Here is a 15,891-nt window from a genome sequence, read left to right as displayed (position 1 = left end):
GTCGAGCCATGTGTGGCTCGGTTTCATTAAGTCGTTGAAAACAAAAAAAGAAATTCAGGCCAGATTTGGCTTGGGCGGGCCAAATCTGGCTCGGTCATCTCATGGCGCGACGTCGCCGGTCAGGTGTCCGACACCGCAGGAGCCCCCGTCGCAGTTAACGGGTTTGCCATGCGGGCGCCAGACACCTGACACGAGCAGGTGCTGCTGCCGCGCCACGCTTACTTCGCCGCCACCTTCTCCGGCGGCACCGGATTCTCCCAGCCGCCGCCGATGGCGCGGATCAGTCCCACTGTCGAGCGGGCCTGTTCGCCGGTCAATTGGACCGAGACGCGCTGTTGCAGGAGGACGCTGCGGTCGGCTTCGATCACGTCGAGGTAGCTGATGGAACCTTCGCGGTACTGCGTATGCGAGAGCTTTGCGGCGCGGGCGGCGGCTTCTACGGCTGCGTTCTGGGCCTTGGTCTGGTCAGCGAGAATGCGCAGGTTGGCCAGGTTGTCTTCGACCTCGCGGAACGCGTTCAGGACGGTCTGGCGGTAGACGGCGACGTCTTCCTCGTAGACGGCGCGGGCGCGGTCCAGGCCGGCCTGGCGGCGGCCGCCGTCGAAGATGGGCATGGACAGGGCGGCGCCGACCAGGGGGCCCAGCAGGAACGTGCGGCTGGACCATTGGAAGAGGTTGCCCAGTTCCGAGGACTCGTAGCCGAAGGCGCCGGTGATGTCCAGGCGCGGGAAGAACGCGGACTTGGCGGCGCCGACGCGGGCGTTGGCGGCGGCCATGGCGCGTTCGGCGGCGGCGATGTCGGGGCGGCGTTCGAGCAGCGTGGACGGCAGGCCGGCGGGGATGGTCAGCGCGATCTGTTCGATGGGCTGCGGCGGCATCGTGAATTCCGACGGGGCGCGGCCCAGCAGCACGGCCAGCGCGTGTTCGGCGGTGGCGCGGCGGCGGTCGATGCCCAGGGCCTCGGATTGCGCCGACGCGAGTTCAGCCTTGGCGCGCGCGAGATCCAGTTCACTGATGTCGCCGGCGTCATACCGGCGCTGGATGAGTTGCAGCGTATCCGTGCGCAGCTTGACGGTCTGGTGGTAAAGACGCGATTCGGCGTCCTGTTCGCGCACCAGGAAGTAGGTGGTGGCGACGTCGGCCTGCAGGGCCAGCAGCACCGAGCGGTACAGCGCTTCGCTTTGCTGCGCGTCGGCGGTGGCGGCGTCCACGGTCGATGCGACGCGGCCGAAGAGGTCGGCCTCGTAGGATACGGTGCCTTGGGCGCGCCACGTGGTGACGGGCGATGTGGACGTGCCGTCGGGCAGGCCTTGCGACACGGCCGACGGGCGTTGGCGGTTGGGGCCGAAGCCGGCGTCCAGGCTGGGGAAAAAGCCGGAACGCGCTTCGCGCTGCAGGGCGCGCGCTTGCGTCAGCCGGGCCGCGGCGGCCTGCAGGTCCTGGTTGGCGCGCTGGGCTTCCTCTTCGAGCTGGTTCAGGCCTTCGTCGCCGAACACTTTCCACCAGGCGCCGCGCAGCGCGTCTTCGGACGGCTCGGCGGGCTTCCACGTGCCGGCTTCGGATGCGGGCAGGGCGGCTTCCTTGAAGGCCGCCGGCGTGTCGGCCGAGGGCCGCTCGTAGGTGGGACCCACCGCGCAGCCGGCCAGCACCAGCAGCAGGGCGAGCAGGGCGGATCCTCGGGTCAGTCTTTTCATCATCATGACGTTTCTCTTTGGCGCGCGTCCCATCCCACTGGACAGGACGCGCTGGCTACTCTGGTTTGCCGGCCTACGCGTGGTGTTGCGGGGCGGGCGGCGCGTTCGGGTCGATGTGCGGCACGCAGACGGGCGCTTCGTGCGGCGCGGCCGAGTGCAGCTTCTTGCCGCCGAGCGAACGCAGCAGGACATAGAACACCGGCGTGAGGAACAGGCCGAACAGGGTCACGCCCAGCATGCCGAAGAACACGGCGACACCCATGGCGTGGCGCATCTCGGAGCCGGCGCCCGACGACAGCACCAGCGGCACCACGCCCATGATGAACGCGATGGACGTCATCAGGATGGGACGCAGACGCAGGCGGCTGGCCTCGATGGCGGCTTCGAGCGGCGTGCGCCCGTTCATTTCGAGCTCTCGGGCGAACTCCACGATCAGAATCGCGTTCTTTGCCGACAGCCCCACCAGCACCATCAGGCCAATCTGCGTGAAGATGTTGTTGTCGTTGCCGGTCAGGTAGACGCCGGTCAGCGCCGCCAGGATGCTCATCGGCACGATCAGGATCACGGCCAGCGGCAGGGTCAGGCTTTCATACAGCGCGGCCAGCACCAGGAACACGAGCAGCACGCTGATCGGGAACACCCAGAGGCCGGCGTTGCCCGCCAGGATCTGCTGGTACGTGAGGTCGGTCCATTCGAACTTGACGCCACGCGGCAGGGTTTCGGCGGCGACGCGTTCGGCCGCGGCCTGCGCCTGGTCGGACGAGAAGCCGGGGGCCGGTCCGCCGTTGATGTCGGCGGCGGTGTAGCCGTTGTAGCGCACGACCATTTCCGGGCCGAAGGTCTGCTTGACCGTGACCAGCGAGGACAGCGGCACCATGTCGCCGGCGGCGTTGCGGGTCTTCAGTTGCAGGATGTCGTCGGCGTGCGCGCGGAACGGCGCGTCGGCCTGCGCACGCACCTGGAACACGCGGCCAAAGCGGTTGAAGTCGTTGACGTACATGGAGCCCAGGTAGATCTGCATGGTGTCGAAGACTTCGGTCACCGGCACGCCCAGCTGCTTGGCCTTGACGCGGTCCAGGTCCACGTCAAGCTGCGGGACGTTGATCTCGTAGCTGGAGAACGTGGGGCCCAATTCGGGCGTCTGACGCGCCTTTTCCAGGAAGGCCTGCTTGGCCTTGTCCAGTTCGGCGTAGCCCAGCGCCGCGCGGTCTTCCAGCTGGAGCTTGAAGCCGCCCAGGGTGCCCAAGCCCATGACGGGCGGCGGCGGGAACACGGCGATGAACGAATCCTGGATGGCTGCGAACTTCTGGTTCAGCGAGGCCGCGATGGCGTTGCCGGACAGTTCGGCGCCGTGACGTTCGCCGAACGGCTTGAGCGTGACGAACACGATGCCCGCGCTGGAGCTGTTGGTGAAGCCGTTGATCGACAGGCCCGGGAAGGCAATGGCCGACTGCACGCCGGGTTCCTTCAGGGCGATGTCGCTCATGCGGCGGATCACGTCTTCGGTGCGATCCAGCGAGGCGCCGTTGGGCAACTGCGTGAAGCCGATCAGGTACTGCTTGTCCTGCGCGGGCACGAAGCCGCCGGGCACCAGGTACGACACGCCGAGGGTCGCGGCGACCAGCACGGCATAGACGCCCATTGCGCCGGCCTTGCGGCGGATGACGCTGGCCACGCCCGTGCCGTAGGACTCGGACGCGCGGCCGAACATGTTGTTGAACCAGTTGAAGAAGCGGCCGAAGACGCGATTCATGCCGCGGGTCAGCCAGTCGGGCTTGTCGTGGTGGCTCTTGAGCAGCAGGGCCGACAGGGCGGGCGACAGGGTCAGCGAGTTGAAGGCCGAGATCACCGTCGAGATGGCGATGGTCATGGCGAACTGCTTGTAGAACTGGCCGGTCAGGCCCGTCATGAAGGCCAGGGGCACGAACACGGCGCACAGCGTTAGCGCGATGGCGATGATGGGACCGCTGACCTCGCGCATGGCGCGATAGGTCGCATCGCGCGGACTCAAGCCCGCCGCGATGTTGCGCTCGACGTTCTCGACCACCACGATGGCATCGTCCACCACGATCCCGATGGCCAGCACCATGCCGAACAGCGACAGCGCGTTGATGGAGTAGCCGAACATCAGCAAGAGCGCGAACGTGCCGACGATGGACACTGGCACCGCCAGCAGCGGAATGATGGACGCGCGCCAGGTCTGCAGGAACAGGATAACCACCAGCACGACCAGCGCGATGGCTTCGAGCAGCGTGTGCACGACGGCTTCGATACTGGAACGCACGAACTGCGTGGGGTCGTATTCGATGCGGTATTCCACGCCCGGCGGGAAATCCTGGGCAAGCTCGGCCATCGCCGCGCGCACCTGGCTGGACACGTCCAGCGCGTTAGCGCCCGGTGATTGCATGATGCCCATGCCCACCGCCTGCTTGTTGTTCAAGAGCGAGCGCAGGCCGTATTCCTGCGCGTCCAGCTCAACACGCGCCACGTCGGACAGGTGCGTGACCGCGCCGTCCGGCGAAGTCTTCAGGATGATGTCGCGGAATTCGTCTTCAGTCTGCAGGCGGCCGCGTGCGTTCACGTTCAGCTGCAGCGGCACGTCGCCCTGCGTGGGCGAGGCGCCGATCACGCCGGCCGCGACCTGCACGTTCTGCTCGCGGATCGCGTTGACGACTTCGGACGCGGTCATGCCGCGCTGGGCGACCTTCTGCGGATCGAGCCACACGCGCATGGAGTAGTTGCCCGAGCCCCACACCGTGACTTCACCCACGCCCGTGATGCGCGACAGGCGGTCCTTCACGTTCAGGATCGCGTAGTTGCGCAGGTACGTGATGTCGTAGCGGTCGTTGGGCGAGATCAGGTGGACCACCAGCGTCAGCGTGGGCGAGCTCTTGGCCGTGGTCACGCCCAGGCGCTGCACGTCCGGCGGCAGGCGCGGCAGCGCCTGCGACACGCGGTTCTGCACCAGCTGCTGCGCCTTGTCCGGGTCCACGCCCAGCTTGAAGTTCACCGTCAGCGTCAGGTTGCCGTCGCTATTGGCCTGCGACTGCATGTACAGCATGTTCTCCACGCCGTTGATGGATTCTTCCAGCGGCGAGGCGACGGTTTCGGCGATGACCTTGGGGTTGGCGCCCGGGTACTGCGCGCGCACCACGACCGACGGCGGCACGACTTCCGGGTATTCGGAGATGGGCAGCTGGAACATGGCCAACAGGCCCGCCAGCAGCACCAGGATCGATAGGACGCCGGCGAAGATCGGCCGGTCGATGAAGAATTTCGAGATATTCATAAACGTTCTCGTTCGACGCGTCGGCTCAGTTCTGTGCCGAGGCGGTCTTGACCGGGTTGCCGGGGGTACGCTTGGCCGCAACCATGGGGACGACAGTGGGGGTCACGGCGTCGCCGGGGCGGATGCGTTGCAGGCCGTTGACGACGATGCGCTCGCCGGCGGCAAGGCCCGAATCCACCACGCGCAGGCCTTCCTGGTTGGCGCCCAGCTTCACCTGGCGGTAGACGGCGTGGTTCTTGTCGTCCAGCACGAGCACAAAGCGCTTGTCCTGGTCGGTGCCGATGGCGCGTTCGTCGATCAGCACGGCCGCGCGCGGTTCGCTGCCGCCCAGCCGGATGCGGGCGTACAGACCCGGCAGCAGCGTGCCGTCGGCGTTGTCGAACTCGGCGCGCACGCGGATGGTGCCGGAGGTGGCATCCAGGCGGTTGTCCACCGATTGCACGGCGCCCGTGCGCGAGTAGCCGTCTTCGTTGGCCAGGCCCAGTTCGACCGGCACCGCGCCGGCGCGGCCGTTGCGCACCGGGTTCACGTAACGCAGGAACGTTTGTTCGTCCACGTCGAACGATGCGTACATCTTGGACACCGACACCAGCGTGGTCAGCGGCACCGACGCGGCGCCGGCGGCCACTACGTTGCCTACCGTGACCTCGGCGCGCGACACGCGGCCGTCCACGGGCGCCTCGATGCGGGTGTAGCCCAGGTTCAGCTTGGCGTAGTCCAGCGCGGCCTGCGCGCCTTGCAGGTTGGCGGCGGCTTCGCGGGCGGCGTTCTGCTTTTCCTCGAAGTCGCGGCGGGCGATGGCGTTGTCGGCCAAGAGGCGCTGGCCGCGGGCCAGTTCGGACGCCGTGTAGGCGGCCCGGGCCTTGGCGGCCGTCAGCGCGGCGGCGGCGCGGTCCACCTCGGCCGCGTAGGGGCGCGGGTCGATGGTGAAGAGCACGTCGCCCTTCTTGACGATGCTGCCGTCCTTGAAGTGGACGGCGGTCAGCGTGCCGGACACCAGCGGCCGGATATCCACGCGGTCGATGGCCTCCAGGCGGCCGGAATAGCGCTGCCAGTCGACGATGGTCTTGTTGACCACCTCGGCCACCTCGACCGGGGGCGCGGCCGGGGCGCCCTGCGCCATGGCGACATTGCCGCCCGCGGGACCGCGGGTGAGGGCGTAGCCGCCACCGGCCGCCAGCACGGCTGCAAATACGACGAGCACAGCAATACGTTTACGCGAAACCATGGTGTTTCCTTGAGTGGTTCTTTAGAGGCGGAAGCGCGCTTGCCCGGAATGCGGGAAAACAGAAGGCGGCGGTGCGGGAATGCCAGTCCTAAGAATCCAGGGTCACATGAATATGCTGCAATGCAACATCGACCGGGGTCGCTGATCTGGAGGCGGTGGCCGCCGGGTAAGGGCGGGCCGCTGCGGTGCGGAATCTGAGGATTGACATGCCCTTTTCTTGCGCCGGGCGGCAAGGGCACTTCAAGATGGTTTGCATTCTGAGTGTTTTGTCCGGGCGGATAAACCTGTCTTTCCCGGCAACACTGTTCGTGGAGAATGACTAATCGGCGGCGAAATCGGGTTATGCTCCGTTCACCCCGACTTATTTGCCTAAGGACACCCTTGCCATGGACCGCTTTCAGGCGATGCAGGTGTTTGTGCGCGTCGTGGACGCCAATAGCTTCACCCGGGCGGCCGACAGCCTATCGCTTCCGCGCACCACCGTCACCACCATCATTCAGAATCTGGAACGCCTCCTGGGCGTGCGCCTGCTGAACCGCACCACCCGCCGCATCGGCCTGACGCCCGACGGCGCGGGCTATTACCAGCATTGCGTGCGCATCCTGGCCGACGTCGAAGAAACCGAGGCTTGCTTCCAGGAAGCCGCCTTGCGTCTGAAGGGCCGCCTGCGCATCGACGTGCCCACCTGCATCGGCCGGCTGATCCTGATCCCCTCATTGTGTGATTTCCACGACAAATACCCCGACGTCGAGCTGGTGCTGGGCCTGGGCGACCGTCCGGTCGACATGGTCCAGGAAGCCGTGGACTGCGTGATCCGCGCCGGCGACCTCGAAGACTCCAGTCTGGTCGCCCGCCGCATTGGCACCTTGCAGACGGTGACCTGCGCGTCTCCCACGTATGTGGCGCGCCACGGCATGCCGCAAACCATCGAATCGCTGCGCGATCACCACGCGGTGCATTATTTTTCCAGCCGCACCGGCCGCAATTGCGCCTGGGACTTCAAGGTGGACGGCAAGCACCAGGAAGTGGACATGAAGGGCACGGTGGCCGTGAACGAAGCCGGCGCCTACCTGGATTGCGGCCTGAAAGGCTTCGGGCTGATCCAGACCGCGCGCTACATGGCGCTGCCGTACCTGCAATCGGGCGAGCTGATCGAGATCCTGCCGCAGTGGAAACCCAGCTCCACGGCCATTTCGGTGCTGTATCCGCAAAGCCGGCAGTTGTCGCCCAAGGTGCGGGCCTTTACCGATTGGGTCGCCGACCTGTTTGCCGGATGCCCGCTGCTCAGCGGCCGCGACGAGACCGATCCGGCCGCCGCTTCTTGCGCCGTGTACCAGCGCAACCAGGGTCAGACCGCGCCGGCGCAACCCCCCGTGCCGGCCATCCCGGCGCTGGCCGACATGGCCCCGCGCCGCCGTACCGCGCGCGAAGAAGCCGCCGAATACCTGCTGTAAGCCATCGCCTCCGGCGCAACGACATGGCGGACCCTCGGGTCCGCCATGTGCGTTAAGCGCGGGAAACCCCGTAGTAAATACAGCCCTTACGTCCCTCGAATCGCATGAAACGTCTGTATAGTCCGACAGTCAAAGCCTACAACGCCCTTACAGTCGATTCGCGCTATGCAGCCTGTTCTACCCGCTTACCTCATTGCCCGATGGCTGTTGCTGCTTGTGCTGTTGGCGGGGGTTTACTTTCTTAGCGGATTCCTGGTCCCGGCCCTGGCGGCGCTGATCATCGGCCTGGCCAGCTGGCCCTTGTATCAACGCCTCGTCGTCCGGTGCGGCGGCCGTACAACAGTGGCCGCGTCGCTGGCGCTGCTGGTCGTCGTCGTGGTGTTGATCGTTCCGTTGTCGCTGGCCTTGTCCTATGCCATCAAGGAAGCCAGCGCGTTCGTCGCCTGGGCCATCGCCGCCAACCGGCATGGCGTGGACGTGCCCGCGTGGATTTCCTCGATGCCGGTCGTGGGCGACCGCCTGGCGCAATACTGGGAATCCTATATTGGCCAGCCCCACGCGCTGGGCGCGCTGGTCGAAGCGGTCAGCGGCGAGCACCTGGGCAACATCTACCGCATGGCGCTGGCCGCCACGGGCAACGTCTTCCAGTTGCTGCTGACGGTCCTATTCATGCTGATCACGCTGTTCTTCGTCTACAAGGACGGCATCCGCATGGTCGCGCAGCTGGATGTGCTGGGCGAACGCATCCTGCCGGCGCGCTGGCAGCGCTTTTCGCGCGTGGTGCCGGCCACCATCAATTCCACCGTCACCGGCATGGGCCTGATCGCGCTGGGCGAAGGCGTCGTGCTGGGCATCGCCTATTGGGTCGCGGGCGTGCCGTCGCCCGTATTGCTGGGCGTGGTCACCGGGTTCATGGCCCTGATCCCAGGCGGCGCGCCGCTGTCATTCACGCTGGTGTCCCTGTATCTCGTGGGCTCCGGCCATGTGGTCGCGGGCATCGCGCTGATGGTCTGGGGCAGTGTGGAATTGTTCATCGTCGACAAGACGCTGCGCCCGCGCCTGGTGGGCGGCCCAGTCAAGCTGCCGTTCCTGCCGACTTTCTTCGGCCTGGTGGGCGGCGTGAAGACCATGGGCATCGTGGGATTGTTCGTCGGCCCGGTGCTGATGGCGCTGCTGGTCGCCGTCTGGCGCGAATGGGTCCACCACGAAGTCCAGGAGCGCGACGCCGCCCGGCTCGGCGCGCCAGCCGTCCACCCCGAGAAGACCCCCGCGGGCTGAGGCCGTTTTGGTAATCTAGCCATCCCGCGTGACCGGCGCCTTGCCGGTGCGCGCCTGCCCGCCCGCAGACGCGCCGTTTTCCGACGCGGGCTGTGAGGATCGAGATGTCCGGGTTATTGCCTGATGATCAGATAGCCGTGCTGCATGAGCAGGGCTTCGTGGTGGCGCGCCAGTTCGCCAGCCCCGAAGAGGTCGCCGCGCTGCGCGCGCTGGCCGAGCGCCATTTGCGCGATCACGTTGCTCCCATCGAATACGAAGCCGACCTGCGCTACCCCGGCGCGCCGGTATCCCGCACCGCCGAAGGCGGCTTGACGGTGCGCCGGTTGCTCAACGCCTACGCGCGCGACCCGTTGTTCGCGCAATGGGCCACCAATCCGCGCATCGCGCAGTGGCTGCAGCGCTACTTCAACCAGACGCCCGTGCTGTCCACGGTGCACCACAACTGCGTGATGACCAAGCACCCCGCGTATGGCAGCCTGACCGGCTGGCACCAGGACATCCGATATTGGTCGTTCTCGGACACGGATCTGGTGTCCTGCTGGCTGGCCCTGGGGCCAGAGACGCGCGCCAATGGCGGCCTGTCGTTCATTCCCGGTTCGCACACGGCGGCCTATACGCCGGAACAATTCGACGACAAGAAGTTCTTCCGCGAGGACGTGCCGCAGAACGCCGAATGGATCGCGCGCGCCGTCTGCCCGGAACTGCAGGCGGGCGACGTCGTGTTCTTTCACTGCCGCACCTTGCACGCCGCGCAGGGCAACAGCAGCGACCGTGTGAAGTTATCGGTGGTTCATTCCTATCACCCCGAGTCCTGCCATCCGCTGCCGGGCACGCGTTCGTCATCGCAGGCAGGCGTGGCGCTGACGAAGGCGTGATGCCTCGCGATGCCCGTAGACTGTCGAATCCCCATTCCGCGCGCCGGCATTGCAGCCTCGCCGGCCCGGTCCGCAATCCCTCTTTGGAACTGAAGCAACATGCGTGAAAAGATCGTCTTCATCGGCGGCGGCAATATGGCCTCCGCCATCATCGACGGGCTGCTCGGCCAGGGCCGGGCGCTGACCGATTTTCTGGTGATCGAGCCCTACGCGCCCACGCGCGAGGCGCTGGTGGCGCGCGGATTGCCGTGCCTGGAGCAGGTCAGCAGCGACATCGGCGACGCGGGCCTGTGCGTGCTGGCCACCAAGCCGCAGGTACTGCGCGAGGCGTGTGGCCAGGTCCGTCAGCATCTGCCGGCCGACGCCACGGTGGTCAGCATCGCGGCGGGCGTGGAACTGGCCGCGCTGTCGGACTGGCTGGGCGGCCACGCGCGCATCGTGCGCGCCATGCCCAATACGCCCGCGAAGGTGGGGCTGGGCATGACCGGCCTGTACGCCACCCCGGCCTGCGGGCAGGCCGAGCGCGATCAGGTCGACGCGCTTTTCGCGGCCGTCGGTGAGCGCATCTGGACCGACAGCGAAGCCATGATCGACGCCGTCACCGCGGTGACCGGCAGCGGTCCCGGCTACGTGTTTCACTTCATGGCGGCGCTGGAGAAGGGCGCTGTCGAGCTGGGCTTCACGCCTGCCGACGCCCGCCGGCTGTCGGTCGCCGCCTTCCGCGGCGCGGCAGAGCTTGCCGCCAGCGAAGACGTGCCGCTCACCGAATTGCAGGAGCGCGTCACTTCCAAGGGAGGCACCACCTACGCCGCGCTGTCGCACATGCAGCAGGCCGGCGTGGCCGAGGCCATCACGCAGGCGGTGCACAAGGCGCAGCAGCGCGCTCGCGAATTGTCCGCGGGATAAGCGCGCCGGCACGGCCGCGCCGCAAGTCCGAACGCGGTCAGCGGTGGCGGCCCAGCCGCCACAACAGCGCGGCCGCCAGAAGAATGGCCGCGACGTTGAATTGCATGGCTGACGCGAATGCCTGCGCATGGCGCTCGGCCACGCCCGCATCCGCATGGGCTTGCAGCGCACCGCCATACAGCATGCCCGCGGCCGATACGCCAAGCGCCGCGCCCACCTGCTGCAGGGTCGACACCACGCCCGCGGCCATGCCCGCGTGGCGGTCCTGGACCAGTCCCATCGCCAGGTTCACCAGCGGCGTGTTGACCGCGCCTTGGGCCGCGCCCAGCCACACCAGCGCGGGCAAAAGCGTCCAAGGGTCCAGATCGGCGCCCGCAAATTCCGTGTGCAGCATCAGGGCAGCCGTCGCGCCGCCGTACAGCAGCGCGGCCAGCGCGATCGCCCGCGTCCCATACCGGGCAACCAGCCGTGGCGCGGCCATCGAGCCGGCGACGAACCCGACGCTGGCCGGCGCGAAGATCAGGCCGGCCGTCAGCGCATCGCGGCCGAATCCGGTCTGCACCAGCAGCGCATAGCAAAGAAACATGGCGCTGGCGGTGGAGAACACCAGCATCACGACAAGGCACCCGGCCGCAAAGCGCGGCTGCGTCAGCAAGGCCATGTCCACCAGCGGCGCGCCGCCGCACGCGGCGATCCGGCGTTGCAATCGCACGAATGCCGTCAATGCGGCCACCGATGCCGCGCCGCAGCCGAGCGTCCAGGCGGGCCATTGACGTGCCGGACCCTCGATCAGCGCCAGCAGCAGCAACGCCAGCCCCAGCCCCACGAGGGCGGCCCCTGCCCAATCCATCGCCGCGCCGGAAGGGTCGGCGGATTCAGGGATGTGACGCGCCAGCCAGCAAGCCAACAGACCCAGCGGCAGGTTGACGAGGAAGATGGTGCGCCAGGCCAGGCCGAACAGATCCGCATGGACGATCCATCCCCCCAGCACCTGCCCGGCGATGGCCGCAAGGCCCAGCGTCATGCCCAGCCATGCAAACGCCCGCCGCCGCGCGTGGCCCTCGAAGCTGACGCGAATCAGCGCATACACCTGCGGAAACAGCAGGGCCGCCGCGGCGCCTTGCACAATGCGCGCGGCGATCAGCGTGTCCGGCGTGGGCGCCAGGCCGCACAAGGCGGATGCCAACGCGAAACCCGCCATGCCCAGCATGAACAGGCGCCGCCTGCCGTGCCGGTCGCCCAGCCGGCTGCCCGCGATCAGCAGCACCCCGTACGCCAGTTCGTAGGCGGCGATGATGAAGTTGATTTGCGCGAAGCTGGCCGACAGTGTCGCTTGCATGCTGGGAATGGCCACGTTCACGACGAAGAGGTCGAAGATCGTGATGAATCCGCCGGAGAGCAGCACGGCCAGGCCAAGATTGCCCAGGCGCGGGGAATCGGTGTGGAGGAGGGCGGGCGAGGGCGTGGCGGGAAGGCAGGAGGTCGACATGGAAAAGGCCAGAAAGTCAGGATCGGCGCTATTCTGGTCGGACCTTCAGCCTTATACAATTTGGCTGTTTATGCTATTACTGCCTGCAACAGCGTCATGACCGCACCCATGCCTACAACCCCGTCCGCACCGGCTACGGCGCACCGTCTGGACCGCACCCGCGCCGATCTTTCCGAATTCCTGCGCCTGCGGCGCGAGCGGCTGAGCCCCGCCGACCTTGGGCTGCCGCCCGGCCGCCGTCGCCGCACGCCGGGGCTGCGGCGCGAGGAGGTCGCGGCGCTCGCGGGCGTCGGGCTGGCCTGGTACACGTGGTTTGAACAGGGCCGCAACATCAGCGTGTCGTCGGCGTTTCTGGAAAACCTGGCGCGCGTGTTGCGGCTGGACGATGCCGAGCGCCGCCACCTTTACCTGCTGGCGCATCAGCGCCCGCCGGCCGAGACGGGCCGCACCTGGTGCACCGTGCCCGCGCAAGTCCGCCGCCTGATGGACGACCTGCCCGCGCGGCCCGCGTACATCCTGAATCTGCGCTGGGACGTCGTGGTGTGGAACGCCGCCGCGGACAAGGTGTTCAATTTTTCCGGGCAGGCGCCGGGCCGCCGCAATCTGCTCTGGATGCTGTTCGTGGACCCCGCCATGCGCGAGCGCTTCGTGGACTGGACGGCGCAGGCGCCGCGCATGCTGTCCTCGTTCCGGCGCGATTTCGCCAGCGCCGCCGGGGTGCCCGACATCGCCGAACTGGTCGATGAGTTGGAACGGGTGTCGCCCGATTTCCGGACCTGGTGGCGCGAACACGACGTGCATGGTTCGTGCATGGGCCTACGTACGCTGCATGTGGAATCACTGGGTGACATCGCATTCGAGCACGCCACCTTGAGCGTCGACGAAAGCCGTCATTTGCGGCTCGTGGTCTATGCGCCCGCGCCGCACGAGCCCAAGGCGGCGGACTTCGTCCGATGGGTGCAGGTGGATGCCACCGCGCCGAGCGAACCTCTGCGATAGGACGGGGCGGCGGAAAAAAAACGGGGGAGTTGACGCCGCCAAAGCGGCAGGTATATCGTACGAGCTATCGTAAGACATATCGTAAGAGGCATTCATGTCCCCGTTTTCGTTCATCGCCGCCGTCCAGCGCGCTGCCGGCGGGCGCCGCGCCCATGGCCATCGCGGCCATTGTCAGCATCAGGGTCGCCACGGCAACGCCCATCCCCACGCCCCGCATCCCGGCCATCACGGCGGCCGTCATCATGATCACCATCCGCGTCACGCCACCGCGGGCGGCGACTGGTTCTCGGGTGGCGCCCACGGCCGCGGCGACGCAGACGGCTTCGGCGGCGACGGCCGCGGCTTCACACGCAGCCGCAAGGTGTCCAGCGACGACTTGCAACTGATGCTGCTCGGGCTGCTGGAGCAGAACCCCAGCCACGGCTACGAACTCATCAAGGCGCTGGGCGCGCTCAGCAACGGTTTCTACACCCCCAGCCCCGGCATGGTGTATCCCGCGCTCACCTATCTGGAAGAACTGAGCTACGCCACCGTCGAACAGGAAGGCGCCAAGAAGCGCTATCACCTCACGGAACCCGGCAAGGCGCACCTGGACGCCAACCGCGAGCGCCTGACGCTGATGTTCAACAAGCTCAAGCACGTGGCGCGCAAGATGGACTACATGCGCCAGGCCTGGAGCGGCCAGCCGCGCGAGACTGGCCCCGAAGGCGAGGACACCCGCACCGGCTGGCTGCCCGAATTCGTCGAGGCGCGCCAGGCGCTCAAGCGCGCGCTGCTGGATCGCACCGACGCCTCGCCCGCCGAACAACGACGCATCGCCGGCATCCTGGCGCGTGCGACCGACGAGATCAACGGCAAGTCTGGCGCCTGATCCCGTCCCAACTGACTGGAGTACCCATGAATCAAAGCGACCTCACCGTGGCGCGCGTGCGCCACACCCTAAAGATGCGCACGCTGACCGTGGCGCGCGTCGAGCGCATCGCCGGGCTGCTGGCCCGTGTCACGTTCACCGGCGAAGACTTGCAGGACTTCGTGTCCGCGTCCTTCGACGATCACGTGAAGATCTTTTTCCCCGCCGATCCCTCGCAACCGCCCGTGCTGCCCACCGCCGGGCCGGACGGCATCAAGTTCCCCGACGGCGTGCCCCGGCCCGCCGCGCGCGACTACACGCCGCGCCGGTTCGACACCGCGCGCCAGGAACTGGAGATCGAATTCGTGCTGCACGGCGACGGCCCCGCCTCGACCTGGGCCGAACAGGCCGCGCCCGGCCAGCAACTGGGAATCGGCGGACCACGCGGTTCGTTTGTGGTGCCTACCGCGTTCGACTGGTATGTGCTGATCGGCGACGAGACCGCGCTGCCCGCCATCGCGCGCCGGCTGGAAGAACTGCCCGCCTCGGCGCAGGCGCTGGTGCTGATCGAAGTGCCGGCGGCGGAGAATGAAATCCCGCTGCAAACGGCCGCGAAGGCGTCGGTGCGCTGGCTGCATCGCAACGGGACCGCGCCGGGCTACAGCACGCTCTTGCTGCAAGCCGCGCGCGAATTGGCGTTGCCGCGGGGCGAAGGCTATGTGTGGGTGGCGGCGGAATCGGCCACCGCGAAAGCGGTGCGCGAGATCATGGTGGCCCAACACGGCATCGACAAGAGCCGCATCCGCGCCGCCAGCTACTGGAAGCGCGGCGCAATTGCCGTGCACGAATCGCACGACGATTGAGCGTGCGGGCCAGCAAAACGCATCAGGGCTTGCGGCGAGCCCGCGCCAGCGCAAGCAGATTGGCGGCCCGTGCACCGGTCGCATCGCGCACGGCCAGGCCCAGCACCGCGCGCGGCCAATCCAGCGCTAACGGCCGGTAGAGAACGCCATCCGGGCGCAGGGGGCGCAGCGAAGCCGGCACGATCGCCACGCCCATCCCCGCCGCCACCAGGTTCACGGCCGACGACAACTGCGGCGCCTGCTGCCCGATGCGCGGGCTCAGCCCGTGCTGCCGGCACGCCGCCATGATGTCTGCGCTCAGGCCATAGCCCGATTTGCGCGAGTACAGGATGAAGGTCTCCTGGTGCAGGTCAGCCGGCGTGAGCCGCTTGCGGCGCGCCAGCGCATGGCCCAGCGGCATCGCGACCACCAGCGGTTCCTCCACCAGTTGCGTGAACGTCAGCCCGCCGTCCAGCGCAAAGGGCGGGCGCACGAACGCGGCGTCGATCGCGCCGTCGCGCAGTTGCGCCACAAGCGTTTCGCTGTCGCCCTGCGACAGCGTCATTTCAACTTCCGGGTAGCGCTCGCGGTATTGGCGGATCAGCTCAGTCACCACGCCGTTGAAAGACGCCGACTCGGTGAACCCCAACGTCAGTTCGCCCACCTCGCCGCGCGCGGCGCGCTGGGCCGTGCGCACGGCCGCATCGGCGCGTTGCAGGATGTCCTGCGCGCACGCCAGGAATGCGCGTCCGGCGTCGTTCAGCGTCACCCCGCGGCCCGTGCGGTCAAAAAGGGGCGTGCCCACTTCCTGTTCAAGCTGGCGGATTTGCTGGCTGAGCGGCGGCTGTGCCATGCCCAGCAGCTCGGCCGCGCGCGTGAAATGCTGGGCCTCGGCAGTGACGACGAAATAGCGGAGATGGCGCAGTTCCATATTGATACTCAAAAAATACTGATTGGAAATATTCCATATATTGGACATTCTAATGG

At 67.4% G+C, this 15,891-nt stretch carries 12 protein-coding genes; 7 read left to right on the top strand and 5 right to left on the bottom strand.

Annotated elements, in window-relative coordinates:
* Nucleotides 1–218: 218 nt before the first annotated feature.
* The 3 genes from QEP15_RS23230 to QEP15_RS23220 all read right to left on the bottom strand — a co-directional run bounded on the left by QEP15_RS23230 (nt 219) and on the right by QEP15_RS23220 (nt 6,211).
* Nucleotides 219–1,700: an efflux transporter outer membrane subunit gene (locus QEP15_RS23230; RefSeq protein WP_425285970.1), complete on the bottom strand. Its 1,482-nt coding sequence runs from the start codon at nt 1,698–1,700 to the stop codon at nt 219–221.
* Nucleotides 1,701–1,767: 67 nt separating this feature from the next.
* A complete protein-coding gene (locus QEP15_RS23225; RefSeq protein WP_152382760.1) occupies nt 1,768–4,983 on the bottom strand; it encodes an efflux RND transporter permease subunit in 3,216 nt (1,071 codons plus the stop codon).
* Between the two features lie 25 nt (nt 4,984–5,008).
* The gene (locus tag QEP15_RS23220) at nt 5,009–6,211 is read right to left on the bottom strand and encodes an efflux RND transporter periplasmic adaptor subunit (RefSeq protein ID WP_056324696.1); all 1,203 of its coding nucleotides are present in this window, start codon (nt 6,209–6,211) and stop codon (nt 5,009–5,011) included.
* 386 nt (nt 6,212–6,597) lie between these two features.
* Here QEP15_RS23220 and QEP15_RS23215 point away from each other — a divergent pair, with 386 nt between their 5' ends.
* The 4 genes from QEP15_RS23215 to proC all read left to right on the top strand — a co-directional run bounded on the left by QEP15_RS23215 (nt 6,598) and on the right by proC (nt 10,724).
* Complete coding sequence (locus QEP15_RS23215; RefSeq protein ID WP_056324699.1) at nt 6,598–7,665, top strand: LysR family transcriptional regulator; 1,068 nt, start codon at nt 6,598–6,600, stop codon at nt 7,663–7,665.
* A 165-nt stretch (nt 7,666–7,830) separates the two neighbouring features.
* Nucleotides 7,831–8,943, top strand: coding sequence for an AI-2E family transporter (locus tag QEP15_RS23210; RefSeq protein ID WP_056324702.1), 1,113 nt, complete (start codon nt 7,831–7,833; stop codon nt 8,941–8,943).
* Between the two features lie 104 nt (nt 8,944–9,047).
* On the top strand, nt 9,048–9,818 hold the full coding sequence (locus tag QEP15_RS23205) for a phytanoyl-CoA dioxygenase family protein (RefSeq protein ID WP_152382759.1): 771 nt from the start codon (nt 9,048–9,050) through the stop codon (nt 9,816–9,818).
* A gap of 99 nt (nt 9,819–9,917) precedes the next feature.
* Complete coding sequence (proC, locus tag QEP15_RS23200) at nt 9,918–10,724, top strand: pyrroline-5-carboxylate reductase (RefSeq protein WP_217618257.1); 807 nt, start codon at nt 9,918–9,920, stop codon at nt 10,722–10,724.
* A 37-nt stretch (nt 10,725–10,761) separates the two neighbouring features.
* On the opposite strand, the gene QEP15_RS23195 is transcribed toward proC, so the two are convergent.
* Nucleotides 10,762–12,213: an MFS transporter gene (locus tag QEP15_RS23195; RefSeq protein ID WP_175156188.1), complete on the bottom strand. Its 1,452-nt coding sequence runs from the start codon at nt 12,211–12,213 to the stop codon at nt 10,762–10,764.
* A 108-nt stretch (nt 12,214–12,321) separates the two neighbouring features.
* Between QEP15_RS23195 and QEP15_RS23190 the strand changes: the two genes are divergently transcribed.
* The 3 genes from QEP15_RS23190 to QEP15_RS23180 all read left to right on the top strand — a co-directional run bounded on the left by QEP15_RS23190 (nt 12,322) and on the right by QEP15_RS23180 (nt 14,925).
* On the top strand, nt 12,322–13,212 hold the full coding sequence (locus QEP15_RS23190) for a helix-turn-helix transcriptional regulator (protein ID WP_280148163.1): 891 nt from the start codon (nt 12,322–12,324) through the stop codon (nt 13,210–13,212).
* 94 nt (nt 13,213–13,306) lie between these two features.
* Nucleotides 13,307–14,083 (top strand): PadR family transcriptional regulator, encoded by a 777-nt coding sequence (locus QEP15_RS23185; RefSeq protein WP_280148162.1) that lies wholly within the window; start codon nt 13,307–13,309, stop codon nt 14,081–14,083.
* 26 nt (nt 14,084–14,109) lie between these two features.
* Entirely contained in the window at nt 14,110–14,925 is an 816-nt protein-coding gene (locus QEP15_RS23180) for a siderophore-interacting protein (protein WP_280148161.1), read from the top strand.
* Between the two features lie 22 nt (nt 14,926–14,947).
* Here the strand turns inward: QEP15_RS23180 and QEP15_RS23175 are convergent, their stop codons facing one another.
* Nucleotides 14,948–15,835: a LysR family transcriptional regulator gene (locus QEP15_RS23175; protein ID WP_175156185.1), complete on the bottom strand. Its 888-nt coding sequence runs from the start codon at nt 15,833–15,835 to the stop codon at nt 14,948–14,950.
* Between the last annotated feature and the right edge of the window lie 56 nt (nt 15,836–15,891).

Source organism: Achromobacter mucicolens, from assembly GCF_029866465.1.
Classification (GTDB): Bacteria; Pseudomonadota; Gammaproteobacteria; order Burkholderiales; family Burkholderiaceae_B; genus Achromobacter; species Achromobacter mucicolens.
This window is presented reverse-complemented; position numbering and strand designations above follow the sequence as displayed.

Coding starts and splice junctions, on each gene's coding strand:
- QEP15_RS23205 (WP_152382759.1), top strand. CDS start 9,048: ATGTCCGGGTTATTGCCTGATGATCAGATAGCCGTGCTGCATGAGCAG.
- QEP15_RS23185 (WP_280148162.1), top strand. CDS start 13,307: ATGTCCCCGTTTTCGTTCATCGCCGCCGTCCAGCGCGCTGCCGGCGGG.
- QEP15_RS23180 (WP_280148161.1), top strand. CDS start 14,110: ATGAATCAAAGCGACCTCACCGTGGCGCGCGTGCGCCACACCCTAAAG.
- QEP15_RS23230 (WP_425285970.1), bottom strand. CDS start 1,700: ATGATGATGAAAAGACTGACCCGAGGATCCGCCCTGCTCGCCCTGCTG.
- QEP15_RS23195 (WP_175156188.1), bottom strand. CDS start 12,213: ATGTCGACCTCCTGCCTTCCCGCCACGCCCTCGCCCGCCCTCCTCCAC.
- QEP15_RS23190 (WP_280148163.1), top strand. CDS start 12,322: ATGCCTACAACCCCGTCCGCACCGGCTACGGCGCACCGTCTGGACCGC.
- QEP15_RS23210 (WP_056324702.1), top strand. CDS start 7,831: ATGCAGCCTGTTCTACCCGCTTACCTCATTGCCCGATGGCTGTTGCTG.
- QEP15_RS23225 (WP_152382760.1), bottom strand. CDS start 4,983: ATGAATATCTCGAAATTCTTCATCGACCGGCCGATCTTCGCCGGCGTC.
- proC (WP_217618257.1), top strand. CDS start 9,918: ATGCGTGAAAAGATCGTCTTCATCGGCGGCGGCAATATGGCCTCCGCC.
- QEP15_RS23175 (WP_175156185.1), bottom strand. CDS start 15,835: ATGGAACTGCGCCATCTCCGCTATTTCGTCGTCACTGCCGAGGCCCAG.
- QEP15_RS23220 (WP_056324696.1), bottom strand. CDS start 6,211: ATGGTTTCGCGTAAACGTATTGCTGTGCTCGTCGTATTTGCAGCCGTG.
- QEP15_RS23215 (WP_056324699.1), top strand. CDS start 6,598: ATGGACCGCTTTCAGGCGATGCAGGTGTTTGTGCGCGTCGTGGACGCC.